Origin of the sequence: Arthrobacter globiformis NBRC 12137, from assembly GCF_000238915.1 — a bacterium.
In the GTDB taxonomy this organism is placed as follows: domain Bacteria; phylum Actinomycetota; class Actinomycetes; order Actinomycetales; family Micrococcaceae; genus Arthrobacter; species Arthrobacter globiformis.
The window spans coordinates 16827-33577 of the sequence record NZ_BAEG01000113.1; the positions used below are offsets into that span (position 1 = coordinate 16827).

The 16751-nt window shown below is 68.0% G+C and carries 17 protein-coding genes; 8 read left to right on the plus strand and 9 right to left on the minus strand.

Annotated features, from left to right (window positions below; translation table 11 throughout):
- Positions 1-58: 58 nt before the first annotated feature.
- Complete coding sequence (locus ARGLB_RS20875) at positions 59-1462, minus strand: GntP family permease (RefSeq protein ID WP_003806105.1); 1404 nt, start codon at positions 1460-1462, stop codon at positions 59-61.
- A gap of 53 nt (positions 1463-1515) precedes the next feature.
- On the minus strand, positions 1516-2061 hold the full coding sequence (locus tag ARGLB_RS20880) for a gluconokinase (RefSeq protein ID WP_003806106.1): 546 nt from the start codon (positions 2059-2061) through the stop codon (positions 1516-1518).
- A gap of 190 nt (positions 2062-2251) precedes the next feature.
- On the opposite strand from ARGLB_RS20880, the gene ARGLB_RS20885 reads away from it, so the two are divergent.
- On the plus strand, positions 2252-2986 hold the full coding sequence (locus ARGLB_RS20885) for a FadR/GntR family transcriptional regulator (protein ID WP_003806107.1): 735 nt from the start codon (positions 2252-2254) through the stop codon (positions 2984-2986).
- 31 nt (positions 2987-3017) lie between these two features.
- Here ARGLB_RS20885 and nhaA read toward each other — a convergent pair whose 3' ends face one another.
- Entirely contained in the window at positions 3018-4370 is a 1353-nt protein-coding gene (gene nhaA / locus ARGLB_RS20890; protein ID WP_003806108.1) for a Na+/H+ antiporter NhaA, read from the minus strand.
- Positions 4371-4514: 144 nt separating this feature from the next.
- Complete coding sequence (locus tag ARGLB_RS23760; protein ID WP_003806109.1) at positions 4515-4679, minus strand: hypothetical protein; 165 nt, start codon at positions 4677-4679, stop codon at positions 4515-4517.
- A gap of 119 nt (positions 4680-4798) precedes the next feature.
- Here ARGLB_RS23760 and ARGLB_RS20895 point away from each other — a divergent pair, with 119 nt between their 5' ends.
- Positions 4799-6643, plus strand: a complete 1845-nt coding sequence (locus ARGLB_RS20895) for an AfsR/SARP family transcriptional regulator (RefSeq protein WP_175305044.1) — start codon at positions 4799-4801, stop codon at positions 6641-6643.
- A 160-nt stretch (positions 6644-6803) separates the two neighbouring features.
- Here the strand turns inward: ARGLB_RS20895 and ARGLB_RS20900 are convergent, their stop codons facing one another.
- Entirely contained in the window at positions 6804-7007 is a 204-nt protein-coding gene (locus ARGLB_RS20900) for a cold-shock protein (RefSeq protein WP_003806113.1), read from the minus strand.
- Between the two features lie 431 nt (positions 7008-7438).
- Between ARGLB_RS20900 and ARGLB_RS20905 the strand changes: the two genes are divergently transcribed.
- The 4 genes from ARGLB_RS20905 (at position 7439) to ARGLB_RS20920 (ending at position 11615) form a co-directional block, all read left to right on the plus strand.
- A complete protein-coding gene (locus ARGLB_RS20905) occupies positions 7439-7825 on the plus strand; it encodes a TfoX/Sxy family protein (RefSeq protein WP_003806114.1) in 387 nt (128 codons plus the stop codon).
- Positions 7826-7827: 2 nt separating this feature from the next.
- Positions 7828-9105: a flavin-containing monooxygenase gene (locus ARGLB_RS20910; RefSeq protein ID WP_003806115.1), complete on the plus strand. Its 1278-nt coding sequence runs from the start codon at positions 7828-7830 to the stop codon at positions 9103-9105.
- A 137-nt stretch (positions 9106-9242) separates the two neighbouring features.
- Complete coding sequence (locus tag ARGLB_RS20915) at positions 9243-9719, plus strand: hypothetical protein (protein WP_003806116.1); 477 nt, start codon at positions 9243-9245, stop codon at positions 9717-9719.
- Positions 9720-9764: 45 nt separating this feature from the next.
- Positions 9765-11615 carry a glycoside hydrolase family 15 protein gene (locus ARGLB_RS20920; RefSeq protein WP_003806117.1) on the plus strand — a complete coding sequence of 617 codons (1851 nt, stop codon included), beginning with the start codon at positions 9765-9767 and terminating at the stop codon, positions 11613-11615.
- Positions 11616-11636: 21 nt separating this feature from the next.
- Here ARGLB_RS20920 and ARGLB_RS20925 read toward each other — a convergent pair whose 3' ends face one another.
- A complete protein-coding gene (locus ARGLB_RS20925; protein ID WP_003806118.1) occupies positions 11637-11981 on the minus strand; it encodes a carboxymuconolactone decarboxylase family protein in 345 nt (114 codons plus the stop codon).
- A gap of 128 nt (positions 11982-12109) precedes the next feature.
- On the opposite strand from ARGLB_RS20925, the gene ARGLB_RS20930 reads away from it, so the two are divergent.
- Together ARGLB_RS20930 and ARGLB_RS20935 are read left to right on the plus strand one after the other, a co-directional pair.
- Entirely contained in the window at positions 12110-12982 is an 873-nt protein-coding gene (locus tag ARGLB_RS20930; protein WP_043420134.1) for a helix-turn-helix transcriptional regulator, read from the plus strand.
- The gene (locus ARGLB_RS20935; protein ID WP_003806120.1) at positions 12979-13386 is read left to right on the plus strand and encodes a (R)-mandelonitrile lyase; all 408 of its coding nucleotides are present in this window, start codon (positions 12979-12981) and stop codon (positions 13384-13386) included. Before ARGLB_RS20930 ends, ARGLB_RS20935 begins: the two co-directional genes overlap by 4 nt.
- An 84-nt stretch (positions 13387-13470) precedes the next feature.
- Here the strand turns inward: ARGLB_RS20935 and ARGLB_RS20940 are convergent, their stop codons facing one another.
- The 3 genes from ARGLB_RS20940 to hisC form a co-directional block, all read right to left on the minus strand.
- Positions 13471-13920 carry a YybH family protein gene (locus ARGLB_RS20940; protein WP_003806121.1) on the minus strand — a complete coding sequence of 150 codons (450 nt, stop codon included), beginning with the start codon at positions 13918-13920 and terminating at the stop codon, positions 13471-13473.
- A gap of 166 nt (positions 13921-14086) precedes the next feature.
- Positions 14087-15499 carry an amino acid permease gene (locus ARGLB_RS20945; protein ID WP_043420104.1) on the minus strand — a complete coding sequence of 471 codons (1413 nt, stop codon included), beginning with the start codon at positions 15497-15499 and terminating at the stop codon, positions 14087-14089.
- Positions 15500-15568: 69 nt separating this feature from the next.
- Positions 15569-16678: a histidinol-phosphate transaminase gene (hisC, locus tag ARGLB_RS20950; protein ID WP_003806123.1), complete on the minus strand. Its 1110-nt coding sequence runs from the start codon at positions 16676-16678 to the stop codon at positions 15569-15571.
- Positions 16679-16751 lie beyond the last annotated feature (73 nt).

Here is a 16751-nt window from a genome sequence, read left to right on the forward strand (position 1 = left end):
ACGACGGCGGGAGGCGGCAGATCTGCCGCCTCCCGCCGTCGGACTTCAGAAAGCGACGCTAACCGGCCAGCCCGGCCACAGCGAAGATGGCAACGGAGATCCCGAAGCCCATCACGCCGATCAGGGTTTCCATCACGGTCCAGGTCTTCAGCGTGGTCTTGACGTCCATGCCGAAGAAGCGGCCCACCATCCAGAAGCCGGCGTCGTTGACGTGGGAGGCAACCACGGAACCGGCGGCCGCGGCGATGACCAGGGCGGCAACCTGCATGCCGTTCATTCCGGCAGCCGCGACGCCCGGGGCGATGAGGCCGGCGGTGGTTGTGAGGGCCACGGTGGCCGACCCCTGGGCGATGCGCAGGATGGACGAAATCAGGAAGCCGGCCAGGATCAGCGGGATGCCCATGTTACCCAGGACGTCGGCCAGCGCGTCGCCGATGCCGGAGGTGCGCAGCACGCCGCCGAACATGCCGCCGGCGCCGGTGATGAGGATGACCGAGCAGACCGGCCCCAGCGAGGATTCGAGCAGGTTCTCCAGCACGCCGTTGTGGACACCACGGCGGGCTCCGAGGACGAACATCGCCACGAACACCGTGATCAGCAGCGCCACCGGCGTTTCGCCCAGCGTCCGCAGGAACTGGAACCACTGCTCGTCCTTGACGGAGGCGGGCAGCACGCCGGCGGAGGCCGCGGTGTTCAGGCCGGTGTTGATGAAGATGAAGAGCAGCGGCAGGAGCAGCAGGCCCATGATCGTGCGGAAGCGCGGCGGGTGGGATTCGGCCTCGGCGGTGGCGTGGCCCAGGAGTTCCGGCACCGGGAGATGCAGCTTCTTGCCGGTCCACAGCCCGTACAGGTAGGCGGTGAGGTACCAGGTGGGGATGGCGGTGATGAGGCCGGCGATGGTCACCAGGCCGATGTTCGCCTCAAAGAAGGCCGACGCCGAGACCGGGCCCGGGTGCGGCGGCAGGTAGATGTGCATCACGGAGAACGCGCCAGCAGCGGGCAGGCCGTAGCGCAACACTCCCCCGCCCAGGCGGTGGGCCACGGCGAACACGACGGGCAGCATGACCACGAGGCCGGCGTCGAAGAATATGGGGAAGCCGAAGATCAGCGAGGCCAGGCCCAGAGCGAAGGGGGCGCGCTTTTCACCGAAAATGCCGATCATGTAGTCGGCCAGCACCTTCGCGCCGCCACTGGTTTCCACGATGCGGCCGAGCATGGCGCCCAGGCCGACGAGCAGCGCCACGGTTCCAAGGGTCGTCCCGAAACCGTTGATGAGCACCGGGACTACCTGGTTGGCGGGGATGCCCGTGGCGAAGGCGGTGCCCAGGCTGACCAGGATCAGGGCAAGCAGGGCGTGCATTCGCAGCCTGATGATCAGGAACAGCAGGACGCCGATCGCCACTGCCGCAATGAGCAGCAGGGGTCCTGCGCTCAGCGTTTGGGTCCATCCTTCGATGGTCATGATTCTCCTTTGAAACAGGTTCTTGCGTTGGGGAGGTGAAAGAGGTTGGGCGCTTAGTTAGCGCACGGGGTCTTGCCAGACGGGAGCTTCAGCGCGACCAGGATGGCGGCGATGAGCTCCTCCGGGGAGCGGGTGATGTCCAGGCGGAGGCTGCCGGCTTCCAGCTCCTCCGCAGTGAGCGGTTCCAGGGTGGCCAGCTGGCTGGGCAGGAGCGTGGGCGGCATGAAGTGGCCTTCGCGTCCCTGCATGCGCTGGCTGAGGAGGGCGGCATCGCCGTCCAGGTGGATGAAGAGCACGCGGCCTTCGGCTTCGGACAGCAGCCTGCGGTAGCTCTGCTTCAAGGCGGAGCAGGTGAGTACCGTGCTGTGGCCGGCCCGGGCCTGTTCGGTCATCCAGTTCTGGATCTCCTGCAGCCAGGGCCAGCGGTCCTCGTCCTGCAGCGGAATGCCCTGGCTCATCTTGTCGATGTTGGCCTGCGGGTGGAACTCGTCCGCTTCCGCGCTGGCCCAGCCGAGGTGCTTGGACAGGGCGGCGGCAATCGTGGACTTGCCCGAACCGGCAACGCCCATCACCACCAGGTGCGTGGCTGGATACTGCATCTTTACCTCCGAAGAAGACGTCTTTGGCTTGTGGAAGAAGCTCAATCTGCAGCCCGACCCGAACTGCGCTGGAGATAAGGTATCACCAATTCGGCCGAAAGATACTATCTTTGCGTGTCACAGATCATACCTTTGCCGTCATCTTCCGGTACGCTGGAGGAGCGCTTCAGCGCAAAAGAAAGGCAGGATCATGTCGACGGCGACAGAGGACCGCGCGGACAACGCGTACGACGGCGGGTTGTCCCCCGCCATGCACGAACGCGTTCTCGAAACAGTCGGCGTGGCCATCGCGTCCGGCGCGCTGGCGCCGGGAAGCCGGCTCACCCTTGAGGTCCTGCAGCAGGAGTACGGGGTGTCCCGGACGGTGGCGCGGGACACCATGAAGGTCCTCGAGTCGATGAACCTGGTGTACTCACGCCGGCGGGTGGGCATTGTGGTCCAGAGCCCGGACCTCTGGAACGTTTATGATCCCAAGCTGGTGCGGTGGCGTCTGGCGTCCGAGCGCCGCGCCGAACAGTACGCCAGCCTCACAGAGCTGCGCATCGCCGTCGAACCCATCGCCGCTGCTGGTGCAGCGCGCCGGGCCAGTGCCTCGGAGCGCAGCCAGCTGGTGGCCCTGGCCGCGGAGCTGCGGCGGCTGGGTGAAGCCGGAGACCTCGAGGCGTTCACGGCGGCCGACGTCGCCTACCACCGGCTGCTGCTGAAGAGCTGCGGCAACGAGATGTTCTCAGCCTTGGAAGGGATGGTGGCCGAGGTCCTCACCAGCCGGACCCAGCAGGGGCTCATGCCGTTCAAACCGCGGCCCGAGGCGCTCGACGCCCATGAAAAGGTGGCCGCCGCCGTCGCCGGCGGGGACGCCACCGCGGCGGAGACGGCCATGCACCACATCCTGGACGAGGTGCGCGAGGCGATGGGGCTGCACTAGGCCCGGCCGGTTGAGCCCACCGGGACGTGATTCAGGAGCGGTGGTCCCGTTCATAGACGTCGGGGACGCCGTTATGGTCCGAGTCGATTTTCTCTTCGGCTTCTGCCAGCCGGTACTGGCGGTTTCTGGTGCTGAGGACGGCTGATGCGAGCAGCGCAGCAATGAGGGACGCCGTCAGGATGCCGACTTTGGCGTGGTCGTCCTCGATGCTTCCGTGACCGAAACTGAGTTCAGCCACCAGCAGGGAGACGGTGAAACCTATTCCCGCCAGGACGGAGACGCCGAAGATGTCGATCCATTTGAACGAATCATCCAGCCTTGCCCGGGTTGCCTTTGTGAGCACCCAGCTGGTGCCGAGAATCCCGGCAGGCTTACCCAGTACGAGGGCGAGGATCACTCCCAGGGCGACCGGGTCGGTCAGGGCGGAGACCAGCCCTTCCCATCCTCCGAGGGCGACTCCGGCGGAGAAGAACGCGAAGATCGGTACGGCGATGCCGGCGGAAATGGGGCGGAAGCGGTGTTCGAAGGTTTCCGCGAGGCCAGGACCGGCGTCCGGACCGCCGCTGGCCTGGGAGCGGATCACGGGGACGGCGAACCCCAGCAGCACACCGGCGACGGTGGCGTGGATGCCCGAGGCGTGCACGAGCGTCCAGGTGGCGATGCCCAGGGGCAGCAGGATGAGCCAGGCTGCTGCCAGCCTGGTTCCGAAGAACCGGCGGTATTTCTGGGCGAGGAACGTGTAGAGGCCCAGGGGAATCAGTGCCAGCAGCAGCGGCCCGGGCTGGATGTCGCTGGAGTAGAAGATGGCGATGATGCTGATCGCGATCAGGTCATCGACCACGGCCAAGGTGAGCAGGAAGATCCGCAGCGCGCTGGGCAGGTGGGAGCCGATGATCGCCAGGACGGCAACGGCGAAGGCGATGTCGGTGGCGGTGGGGATGGCCCAGCCCCGCAACAGCTCCGGGCTCGAGAGGTTGACCAGGGCGTAGATGACCGCGGGCACAGCGACACCGCCGACGGCGGCGGCGATGGGGACGACGGATTTGCTGATCTGCCGCAGGTCTCCGGCGACGAACTCCCGTTTGAGTTCGAGCCCGACGAGGAAGAAGAAGATTGCCAGCAGTCCGTCGGCGGCCCAGGCTCCGAGGCTGAGGTTTAGGTGCCAGGGCTCGTAGCCGATCCTGAAGTCCCGGAGGGCGAAATAGCTGTCGGCCAGGGGTGAGTTGGCCCAGATGAGCGCGACGACTGCTGCAGCGACCAGCAGGGCGCCGCCGACCGTTTCTTTCCGCAGTATCGCCGCGATGCGCAGCGCCTCGGCGTAACTGCCGCGTCCGAAAACGGTGGATCCGCCGGGGGGCGGAGGTGAGGGGGTGTGCTGGTCCATGAGGTGTCCTGATCGTTGGGTCGCCAAATACCGTGCCGACCAGACTTCCCGGCTCACCTGCCCCCAGTCTAAGGGCGGGGCCGCCCAGACACGAACGGCCCCGGGCTTCTGTTGGCTGTGTCCTTCAAAACCCCAGTCCCCAGCCTAAAGCCGCGCCTCGGAGAAGGGAACGCTGGGCAGACGCCCTGCGTGCCATCCCTCGGTGGAACGCACGACGGGGGTGTGGCCACGGCCGTCGGTGAGGACGGCACGGACGGTGGCGCCGACAACCCAGAGTCCAACGAGCAGGATGATGATGAGCAGTTCCATGGTGTTTCCCTCGGATGCGTGTTGGTGCTGATTGGTGATCTCAGTGTGTTCGGCGGGCGTGTGAACAAGCGTGTGAGGCACCGCAGACAGCGAATAGCCGCGGCGGTACCATGAGCCGTATGGCCGAGACGTGGATCCGGCTCCTCGGTCCGCCGCGGATCGAGTCCCCTGGCGCAAGTCCTCCACAGCCCCGCGGCCGCAAGGCATGGGCTGTGCTGGCCTACCTCGCCCTGCAGGCTGGGGGCACTGGACGGTCGAGGACCGCCGGGCTGCTGTTTCCCGATGCTGCCGATCCGCTCGGTGCGCTGCGTTGGAACCTGTCGGAGCTGCGGCGCACCCTCGACGGCGTGACGATGGCGGGTGATCCGCTCCGGCTTGAGATGCGCCCGCCGTGGCGCTGCGATGCTGTGGAACTCGTCGGGCCGGGGCCAGTCCCCCGCCCTGACCCGTACAGCCTGAACGGCCAGCTGCTCGAGGGGCTGTCCTTCGTCGATTGCCCGGTTTTCGACTCCTGGCTGGCGGATCAGCGCTACCGGCTGGAGAACTGCGCGCAGTCCGTGCTGTACGAGTCGTCAGTGTCCGCCATGGCTTCGGGCGATCCGCGGCAGGCTGCGGAGCTGGCCTCCCGGGCGCTTCAGCGGGACCCGTTCCACACTGATTGCAACGCGGTGCTGGTCCGGGCGCTGGTGGCGATTGGTGAGCACCGGCATGCGCGCGAGCATGTGAGCAAGTGCGCCAACCTTTACCGCGACGAACTGGGCCTCCCGCTGCCTCCTGAAATCCGCACGGCGCTGTCCGGCGCGGCACCTGAGACCGACCCGGGGATTCCCGCCACGGTGGCTACCGTCCGGTCCTATCTCGACGCCGGCGGCGCCTCACTCTCTGCCGGCGCCGTGGACCGGGGGCTGGATCAGCTGCGGCTCGCCGTCGTCCTGGCCCAGCGCACGCCGGACCGGCACCTCCTCGCCGAGTCGCTGGTCACGCTCGCCGGGGCGATGATCCACCAGGCGGGCGGCCGCGGCGCGGAAGTAGCGGACTTCCTGCACCGGGCGCTGACGGCCGAATCGCCGTCGGCCGTAGCGCCGAGGGCTGTGGCGCCGTCGGATAAGTACGACGGCGGGTCCCCGACTGCCGCGGCGGCTTACCGCGAGCTGGGGTACCTGTCCGTGCAGCGGGGCGTACCGGACCGGGCGGCCGGCTGGCTGGACCGGGCCAGTGCTGCCGCCGCCGGGTTCCCCGACGAGCAGGCACGGGTCCTGGCGATTCAGGGCATGCTGGCGTCGGACACCGCACGCTATGGGGACGCGATGGATGCGTTGACCGCGTCCGCGAAGCTGGCCCGGGAGATGCGGAACCGCCGGCAGCAGGCGTTCAGCAGCGCGCTCCTGGGCCGGGTCCTGCTGCTGCGTGGGGAGCTGGACCTGGCGGCCAAGACCCTGGACCATGCTCTGGAATGGATCGCCGCCGAACACTGGACAGCGTTTGAGCCGTTCGTGGCCGGAGTACGCGGCGAAACGTACCTGGCGGCCGGCGACCTCGAGGCTGCCGCCGAAATGATCGACCGCTCCTGGGTGATGGCGGACCTGGCCGGAGACCACTGCTACATGGCCCTCGCCGCGGGGGCCGAAGCGCGCCTGTTCCTGGCGCACGGCGACCTCGCCGCGGCGCAGCACTGGGTGGACAGAGGGATGGAGCCCAAGCCCTGGTATCTCTGGTATTCGGCCCGGCTGCTGGATGTTGCGGCGGAAGTGGCTCTCGCGGCACGGTCTGAGCGGGCGGAAGAAGTGGTCGAGCGTCTCGGGGCACTTGCCAGCCGGAGCGGAATGCGCGAATTCGTAGTCCGGGCACAGTCCCACCGCGCGGTGCTCGGTGACGAGACCGCTGCCCAGGCCGTCCCCTGGCTGGCGAAAGAAGTCGAAAACCCCGCGCTGACCGCGTTTCTGGCCGCGCGCGGCCAGCTCTAACAGCCGGTGGTTGAGCCTGTCGAAACCCGGCTCGCGTTGATTTCGACAAGCTCAATCAGCGGCTGCTGGCTCAACCAGCACACCCGGGTTAACAAAAAGCAGGGCCCGTCCGGAGACGGGCCCTGCTCAGAAACCTTGCGGTCCCAGGTTATCTAGGAAATTAGATGGCCTGGATGTTGACGGCCTGGGGACCCTTGGGGCCCTGCTCGGTTTCGAAGGAGACCTTCTGGTTCTCTTCGAGGGAGCGGAAGCCGGAGGAGTTGATCGCGGAGTAGTGCGCGAAAACGTCCTGCGAGGAGTCGTCCGGGGAAATGAAGCCGAAGCCCTTTTCAGCGTTAAACCATTTGACGGTGCCAGTAGCCATTATTTTTGTCCTTCGTGAAGGTGGAGGAAAAGTCCCGACTTTCGGGTCCTCCGGCGTGGGGTGTTCAAAACCGCTACTTCAGAAGAACGCGGACTTTCGACCGCGCGTACTGCCTGAACTACCAAATACAAACACAACAACGGTCTCCACTCTACACGAGATCCAGCCGGCACCTCGCCAAACTTGCAGGAACAACCATTCGATCCGGCGCAGAGCCGCCGCAGCGCAGGAGCTCCCGGCTGAGCAGGCGGTGAGGAGGGCTCCCAGACAGGCGGCGGCGCGGAGCATCTGGGGGCTGGTCCGCGCTCCGGCCGGCCTGGTCAGCGCGACGGTGGCCGGGGCCGCCGGGCGGGCGTATGATCCCGGCATGGGACGGCACTGAGCCGCGCCCATGAGATGCTGCCTGAGCCCTGCTACCCGGAGGTGCACCGATGGAAATGCCCAAAGCGTCCGAGGCTGACAAGGAACACTTCCGGGCCGTGGTGCCCGACCATCCCGGGGTGGTCATCAAGCCGATGTTCGGGAACCTCGGCGCGTTCGTCAACGGCAACATGTTCGCCGGGCTGTTCGGGCCGACCATCGGCATCAAGCTCTCCGATGAGGACCGCGAAGTGCTCGAGTCCTCGGAGCGGACGGTTCCCTTCGGCCCCGCAGAGCGTCCCATGGGCGGGTACACAGGCCTGCCGGAGATGTGGAACGAAGAGGGCGACGGCGACGAGGCGCGGGCCCGGGCCTGGACGGAGAAGGCGTTCGCGTACGTCGCCAGCCTGCCGCCCAAGGCCGCCAAGGAACCCAAACCCAGGGCCGCGAAGAAGTAGCCATGTCCCCGCCTGCCGCCCCCGCACGAGAGGTCGACACCCTGGTCATCGGGGCGGGGCAGGCCGGCCTGGCCACGAGCTACTGGCTCAGCCGGGCCGGCGTCGAACACCAGGTGCTGGAGCAGCGCCCGGAACTGGGCGGCGCGTGGCAGGACCGCTGGGACTCGTTCTACCTGAACACGCCGAACTTCGCTTTCCTGCTGCCTGGCATGACGTACGACGGGCCCGAGCCTGACGCGTTCCTGCCCCGGGATCAGGTGATCGAGCTGTTCCGGGACTACGCCCGGCGGATCGCGGCACCGGTGCGGCTGGGGACCGAGGTCACCCGGGTTGCCCGGGCTGGCGGGCCGACGGCGGACGGCGGGTTCGCCGTCGACACAAACCAGGGGCGCTGGCTGGCACGGAACGTCGTGTTGGCGAACGGGGCCTATCAGCGGCCGCGGATTCCGGCGTCGGCCGCCAAACTCCCCCAGCGCATTACCCAGCTGCACAGCCATGACTACCGCAACCCGGCGCAGTTGCCCGGCGGCGCGGTGCTGGTGGTGGGGACCGGGCAGTCGGGCGGCCAGATCACCGAGGACCTGCTCGCCGCCGGCCGGGAGGTGCACCTGTCCGTGTCGGCCTGCCCCGAGGCGCCGCGGCGCTACCGGGGCCAGGACACGTTCTACTGGCTGCTGCAGGTCAACCTGCACGGGCCGGACTACGGCATCAACGGCCTGCAGGCTGCGCAGCTCCCGTCGCCCGCCGCACGCTTCATGTGCAATCCGCTCGTCTCCGGCAACGACGGCGGGCACAGCATCCGGCTGCGGGACCTGGGCCGCCGGGGCGTCCGCCTGCACGGCCACTTTGAGGAAACGGACGACGGCGTAATCACCTTCAGCGACGACCTCGCCGCCCGCATGGCGCTGGTGGAATCGGCGTTCGGGCAGCGGATGAAGGTGATGCTTGACGCGTACATCGCCGCGGCGGGCATCGAGGCGCCCGTTGCTGAACCTGCTCCGGTGGATGACTGGCAGCTTCCTTCCTCCGGGGCGCGCCTGGACCTGGACGCCGAGGGCATCACCTCCGTCATCTGGAGCACCGGCTACGGCCTGGACTTCGGCTTCCTGGACATTCCCGTGCTCGACGAGTGGAACTACCCGCGCCATTCCCGGGGAGTCACGGAGGTTCCGGGGCTTTATGCGGTCGGGCTCCCGTGGCTCACCAAGCACGCTTCGTCCACGGTGGCGGCGGTGGGGATGGATGCCGAGTACGTGGTGGGGCACCTCGCCGGGCGGTGAACCACCGGAGCCGCTGGTTGAGCTTGTCGAAACCGAGCCCGCCGGCTGAGCCCGTCGAAACCAGCCGGACCTTGCCCGCCGCGCCCCCGGGTTCTAAAATTAATTAAGTTAGCTTTAGAAGGCCACGGGAGGTTGAGATGGACTGGCAGGGCTGGGCTCTGTTCGGGCTGCTTGCCACCACAGCCCTGACCGCGGTGATGATCGCCTTTCAGATGGCCGGCTGGACCCGGCTCGACCTGCCGCTGGTCCTGGGCAGCCTCGTCACGCCGGATCCGGACAAGGCGCGGATCGCCGGCTTCTTCATCCACTTGGCCGCGGGGCAGGTCTTCGCCCTTGGCTACGCGGCGGTCTTTGCGCTGCTGGGCCGGGCCACCTGGTGGATCGGCGCCCTGCTCGGACTCCTGCACGTTGCGGTTGCACTCACCGTCATTCTGCCCCTGCTGCCCGGCATCCATCCCCGAATGGCCAGCACCAGAGCCGGGCCCGCCAGCCGCGCGGCGCTTGAACCGCCGGGCCTGCTGGGCCTGAACTACGGGATCCAGACGCCGGCGGTGGCCGTGGCGGCCCACCTGGTCTACGGCTCGCTGCTTGGGCTGCTGCTCACGGTCAACTGACGCTTCCGCCCGGGAGAACGTACGCGAGAGAAGGTGAACGGGAATATGGAAGCCATGCACTCCCCCGCCCTTGCCGACTACGGGCTGCTGGGAGATACGCGGACCGCTGCCCTGGTCTCGGCCGACGGCGGCATCGACTGGCTCTGCGCTCCCACCTTCGACGGCGATCCCGTCTTCGGTGCCCTGCTCGGAGGCCCGGAAGCGGGCACCTTCCGCGCCGGCCCCGCCCTGCCCGCCGAGCGCCTCATCCGTCGCTACCGTCGGCACACCGCCACGCTCGAGACGGTCTGGGCCACGAACGGCGGCACCCTGACCCTCACCGAAGCAATGGTGGCGGAGGTGTCGGGCCGCCTGCTGCCCACGACTCTCCTGATCCGGCGGCTGGAGGCCGACGGCGTCCCGGTTCAGGCCGCCGTCGAACTTAACCCCCGCCTCGGCGAGCGCCACCTCCGTCCCCGGGTCCGGCAGGGACAGCACCTGGTGTGCGAATGGGGTGCCCTGGCCATGTCGCTCGGCTGCAGCGGCGGGGTGCGCGTGGAGCCGGGTACGACGACGGTTATCACCGTTGAGCCCGGCCGTCCCGTTGTGATGGTCCTCGCCCTGGCGTACACGGAACCGCTGGTCTGGGTCGATCCCGAGACCGCCTGGGACCTGGTGGAGGCCGACGAGGCCCGCTGGCTTGAGTGGACATCGGGCATCAGCGGGGACGTCCCGTTCCGGGAGCCCGTGCTGCGGAGCCTGCTGACGCTGAAGCTGCTGACCTACTCGCCGTCGGGCGCGCCCGTGGCAGCCCCGACGACGTCCCTGCCCGAGGATCCGGGCGGCATCCGGAACTGGGACTACAGATACGCCTGGCCGCGGGACGCCAGCATCGGCATCGCCGCCTTCCTTGGCCTGGGCAAGGACGGCGAGGCACTGAACTTCCTGAACTGGCTGCTGCATGCCAGCAGGCTGCAGCGGCCCCAGCTGCCGGCCCTGCTGACCCTGACCGGAGGGCACGTCCCCCGCGAGCGCACCCTGGAGAACTGGCCGGGCTACATGGGCAGCGCTCCGGTGCGGATGGGCAACGGCGCCTCACACCAGCATCAGCTCGACGGCTACGGCTGGGTCCTGGACGCCGCATGGAACCTCGTCCGGCAGGGGCACCGGCTCAATTCGGAGACGTGGCGGGCGATGCGCGGGTTCACGGACCTCGTGGCGCGGCGCTGGCCGGAACCGGACGCCGGGATCTGGGAGATCCGCGCGGACGCCGCGCACCACGTGCATTCGAAGATCATGGGCTGGCTTGCCCTGGACCGGGCCCTGCGCATCGCCGGGAGCCATCACATCAGTGCCCGGCGGCGGCGCCGGTGGGAAGCGGCGAGGAGCGCTGTGGCCGCCGACATCCGGATACGGGGCTTCGACACTGCTCGGAACACGTACACCCGCTCCTATGGATCCACCGACCTCGACTCGGCCCTGCTGATCCTGCCTGTGACCGGCTTCGAGTCGCCGGGCTCTGCACGGCTGCGGGGAACGGTGGATGCTGTGGGGGCGGAACTCTCGGCCGGCTACCCGTTCCTGTATCGCTACCCGCCGGGACAGGACGGGCTGCCCGGGGACGAGGGTGCGTTCCTGCCGTGCTCCTTCTGGCTGTCGCAGGCCCTCGCCCTCACGGGACGGGCAGCGGAGGCGGCGGAGATGTTTGAGGCGGTCCTTGGGGTCGCCGGCCCGCTGGGTCTGTTCAGTGAGGAGATCGATCCCGCCACCGGCGCGCTGCTCGGCAACTACCCGCAGGCCATGACCCACGCCGCGCTGGTCCAGGCAGCCCTGGCCCTCCGCGATGCATCGCTGGTTGAGCCCGTCGAAACCCCGCCGGTTGAGCCTGTCGAAACCGAGCCTAACCCGGCCGGTTGAGCCTGTCGAAACCGAGCTGGATCAGTTCTCCTGCCCCGAACAAGCGGTGAAGACGTTCTTCGCGACGGTCATCGCCGACATGGCCCTGGGCCAGCCGGCGTAGAAGGCGAGGTGGGTGATGGCCTCGATGAGCTGTTCCTCCGTGAGGCCGTTCTTCCTGGCGTAGTCGAGGTGAAAGGTCAGCTGCTCGGCGTTCCCGCCGGCGATCAGCGCCGCGACCGTGATGAGGCTGCGGTCGCGTTTGGAAAGCTCAGGGCGCTCCCACACCTCGTCAAAGAGGACGCGGTCGGTGTAGTGCACCAGGCCAGGGGCGAAATCGCCGAAGGCGCGCTGGCCGCCCGTCCAGCCCGCTGTCTCGTCAGTCATGGGTGTTCCTTTTCAGTAGGTCGAATGGCACAAGTCAACGCCCTCGGCCCGCCCGTGCGGGAGACTCTGCCGATACGGGTACTGACAGAGACTCCCTCCACAAAGGATGTGAAAGTAGCGTGGTCGGCATGGACAACCGCAGCGAGATCCGTGAGTTCCTCGGCACCCGGCGGGCGAAGCTCAGCCCGGAGCAGACGGGCCTGCCCTCGTTCGGTGGCACCCGCCGCGTCCCAGGGCTGCGCCGCGAAGAGGTCGCGCTGCTGGCCGGCGTCTCGGTCGAGTACTACACCAAGCTCGAACGCGGCTCACTTGCCGGGGTCTCGGAAAGCGTGCTCGAGTCGCTCGCCAGGGCGCTCCAGCTGAACGAGGCCGAACGGGAGCACCTCTACAACCTGGCCCGCGCGGCGTCACCTTCGGCGCGGCCGCGGCGCAAGCCCAGCGAGGGTGTGACCCCCAGCATTCAGAGGCTGCTGGAATCCATGGTCGGCGTGCCCGCGTTCGTCCGCAACGGCCGGCTGGACGTCCTGGCGATCAACGGCCTTGGGCGCGCACTGTACTCCGAGGCGTACGGACAGAACACCGGAACCGTGAACCTCGCACGTTTCGCCTTCCTCGACCACCGCTCGCACGGCCTGTACCCCGACTGGGAGAAGGCGGCCGATACCTCGGTCGCGATCCTCCACACCGAGGCGGGCCGTGACCCGTTCAACAAGTCCCTTACCGAGCTGATCGGGGAGCTGTCCACCTGTTCGGAGGACTTCCGCGCCCGGTGGGCACGGCACGACGTGCGCCTCCACCGGGGAGGCTACAAGGATTTCCGCCACCCCGCCGTCGGAGACCTGCATTTGGCGTTCGACGCCCTGATGCTCCCGAACGCGCCCGGCCTCACGCTCACCGCCTACAGCGCCGACCCCGGCACCCCGTCGGAGGACGGCCTCCGGCTGCTCGCCAGCTGGGCGGCGACAGAATCGACTTCCATAACCAGCAAGGAGAACGCATGAACATCGAACCCGCCAACCCCACCGGCAAGAATCCGCCCGAGCAGTTCGCCGGCGATGTGTGGCTGGACCCCATCGCGCTTCCCCACGAAGGCGACCAGCGCATGGTGGTCGCGACCGTGCGGTTCGCCCCCGGGGCCCGCACCGCCTGGCACTCCCACGCCCGCGGACAGTACCTCCGCGTCACCCAGGGCGTCGCCCGGTTCGGTGGCCGCGACGGCACCACCATCGAGGTCTACCCCGGCCAGACCCTGTACACCCCGCCCGGCGAAGAGCACTGGCACGCTGCCGCGCCCGGCTGCTTCATGGAGCACATCGCCATGCTGGAGCACGGTGACGACCCCGCCACAACCACGACCTGGCTGGAGCACATCACCGACGACGAGTACAACGGCACCCAGCCCTGATCCCCCTGCCCGGGATCGCTTCCCTTAGCCGGCGCCGCGGCGGGCCGTTACATCTGTGAGCAGCGGATGGCGCCCCGGCTTCCGTCAGGTCTCCGGTCCGGCTGCATTTCCCTCAGCCGCAGCGGTCGCGTCAAGCGGAACATAGTCGCCGTGCCGGTGGACGATTTTCCACTCTCCGCTTTCGCGGCGGTAGACGTGGGTGACGCGGAGCTTCGTGGACTGGGGCGGACCGCCGTCGACGCTTAGGGCAGCGCGCTCGAACCCGACGGTGTATGCAAGGTCCCCGCTGGCTCCGGCGGCGAGCAGCTCGAAACTGTAGGCGGTGCAATTCGAGAACCGTGACGCCACCCAGCGGAACGTCTGGCTGACGGCGTCCCATCCCACGTTGGACATGCCCATCGCGCCCAATAGGGTGACCGGATCGGAGCGTGACCACAGGGCCATTCTCGGCTCCACATCGCCGTTGTGGATCGCCGTTTCCGCTGCTATCTGTCGGTCCAGCATGGTGGTCAGGAAATCGTCGAGCTCGCTCATGTCCGTCTCCTTCGCCGATCAAGGCGTCGCGTCGTGCCCATCGGGGCTTTGCCGTCAGGGTGGCAGCTCCCAAGTACGGCGTCAACGACCTGAGGCACGCAGCAGCGGAGGGCGCGTCCGGCCAGGCCGGACGCGCCCTCCACTTTGCGAAATCCCCAGGCAGGGTTCAGTCGACGAGCACCGGCGATTCCACGCGCTCCGGGGACTGGACGCGCGCCGGAGTCTTGGCGGAACGGTGGCGCAGCCAGTTCGCTACCGCCAGGAGCGCCACGAGGCCGAAGGTGCTCAGGAGCTGGGGACGGGAATCCTCGCCGATGAAGCCGACGGTGAAGATGGCCGCGAGAATGAGCAGGCCAAGGCCCGTGAGCCACGGGAAGCCGGGCATCCGCAGCGGAAGGGTGGTTCCATCACGGTCCGCGCGGAGACGCAGTGCAAGTTGGGCGAGGAGCGCCGACGTCCAGACCAGCAGGCAGGTCGAGCCCACAATGTTGAGCAGGACGGGCAGGACCATCTCGGGGAAGGCCAGCTCCAGCACAACCGTAACAACTCCGAAGGCGACGCTGGCCAGGACTGCGACGACCGGGACCTGGGCCTTGGAGACGGAAGCCAACAAGCGGGGAGCCTCACCCCGCTCAGCCAGGGAGTACGCCATCCGGGAGGCGCCGTAAAGGTTGGCGTTGAGGGCGGAGAGCAGTGCCGCTACGGCAACCAGGGTGATGGCAGTCGCTGCACCGGGCATGCCCGCGGCCTCCAGCACGGCAGCGAACGGGCTCTTTAGCCCCGCCGAACCCACGGGAACCACGGCAGCGATGACGAAGATTGCGCCGATGTAGAACACCAGGATGCGCCACAGCACCGTCCGGACTGCCTTCTTCACGCTGCGGGCCGGCTCCGCGGTCTCGGCTGCCGCCACGGACACGATCTCGGTGCCGCCGAACGCAAATGCCACCACGAAAAGTGCCGTGGCAATCCCGGCGAAGCCGTGCGGAGCGACATCGCCTCCGGTGAAGTTGGCCAGGCCCGGCGACTGCACGCCCGGCAGCCAGCCGAAGAGCAGGGCAGCACCCACCAGGAGGAACCCGACGATGGCTGCCACCTTGAGCAGGGCGAACCAGAACTCGAACTCGCCGAAGTTCTTCACGCTGGTGAGGTTCACGGCGGTGAGCACCACGATGAACACGAAGGCCGTCAGCCACACCGGCAGGGCCGGGAAGATGGTGGACAGCAGGCCTGCCGCACCGAGCGCTTCGGCGGCGATGACCACCACGAGCTGCAGCCACCAGAGCCAGCCCACCGTGGCACCGGCCACCGGCCCGTAGGCCTTGGCGGTATAGACGGAGAAGGCACCGCTGTCCGGGTTGGCGGCGGCCATCTCGCCGAGGGCCCACATCACCAGGATGATGAGCGTGCCCGCCACGAGGTAGGAGATCAGCACGGCCGGCCCGGCGGCCTGGATGCCGGCACCGGAGCCGATGAAGAGGCCCGCGCCGATTGCGCTTCCGAGCCCCATCATGGTGAGCTGGCGGGGTTTGAGTGCCGCGCCCAGTGCGCGGCCAGACGTCATTGTCCGTTGTTCCATGGGGAGTCCTCTGGTTGTCTGTCGAACGGGAAAAGATCGAACGGGTAAAGGTGGAACGGGTGGGGTTTTTCAGGCAGCGTGGGCTGCCAGGACGGCTTCCATAACGTGGAGCACGCGGTCGTTGGAAGCGGGCTCGGCAACAGTGATCCGGATGCCGTCGCCCTGGTAGGCGCGGACCAGGATGTCCGCCTGGTCGAAGGCGGCCACGAGCCTCGCCGTGAGGTCGTCGTCTGCCCGGATCCACAGGAAGTTGCCCTGGCTTGGCTGCAGCGTCCATCCCTGGGCCTCCAGCCGTGCGGCCAACCGCGAGCGCTCTTTCTGGACGACGGCGACCCTTGCCTGCATCTCGCCGGTCGCGTCCAGCGAAGCGACGGCAGCCTTCTGGGCCAGGGCCGTCACCGCGAACGGGATGGCGGTCCGGCGCAGTCCCTCCGCGATGTCTGGTGTGGCCACTGCATATCCCACGCGCAGGCCGGCGAGTCCGTAGGCCTTCGAGAAGGTGCGGAGGATGCACACATTCGGGTACTCACGGTAGAGCGTCAGGGAGTCCGGCCCGCTGCCCGCCTCGGCGTATTCCACGTAGGCCTCGTCGATCACCACGAGGATGTCGGAGCGGACGGAGCGGAGGAACGCCGCGATGCGGTCATGGCTGATCGGGACGCCCGTCGGGTTGTTGGGGGTGCAGAGCAGGATCACCTTGGTCCGTTCGGTGACGGCTGCGGCCATGGCGTCGAGGTCGTGGCCCTCGGCGTCGTCCAGCGGGACGCGGACGGGCCGGGCACCTGCCAGCTCCACCAGGATGGGGTAGGCCTCGAACGAGCGCCACGCGAAGATCACTTCATCCCCGGCGTCGCATAGCCCGGTGATGATCTGCTGGAGAACACCGACACTGCCGGGTCCCACCGCGATCTCCCCGGCGGTGACAGCAAGATGGCCGGCGATCCGTTCGCGGAGTTCGACGGCGGCCATGTCCGGGTAGCGGTTCATCCTGCCCGCCGCTTCAGCCACCGCGGCGGCGGCCGCGGGCAAGGGTTCGTAGTGGCTTTCGTTGCTGGCGAGTGCTGCGATGTCCGCGCCGGCGCTGCGCCGGCCCGGGACATAGGACGGCAGGCCGGAGACCGCTGCACGCAGGGTGGGGTGCGCGGTTTCCGTTGCCATCAGAATTTGATCACTGGTCATGAGGCTTGATCATGGAAGTGACCCGGGCCACATTGCAAGATACGCTTAACCCCTTGGGATTTCTGCTCAACTT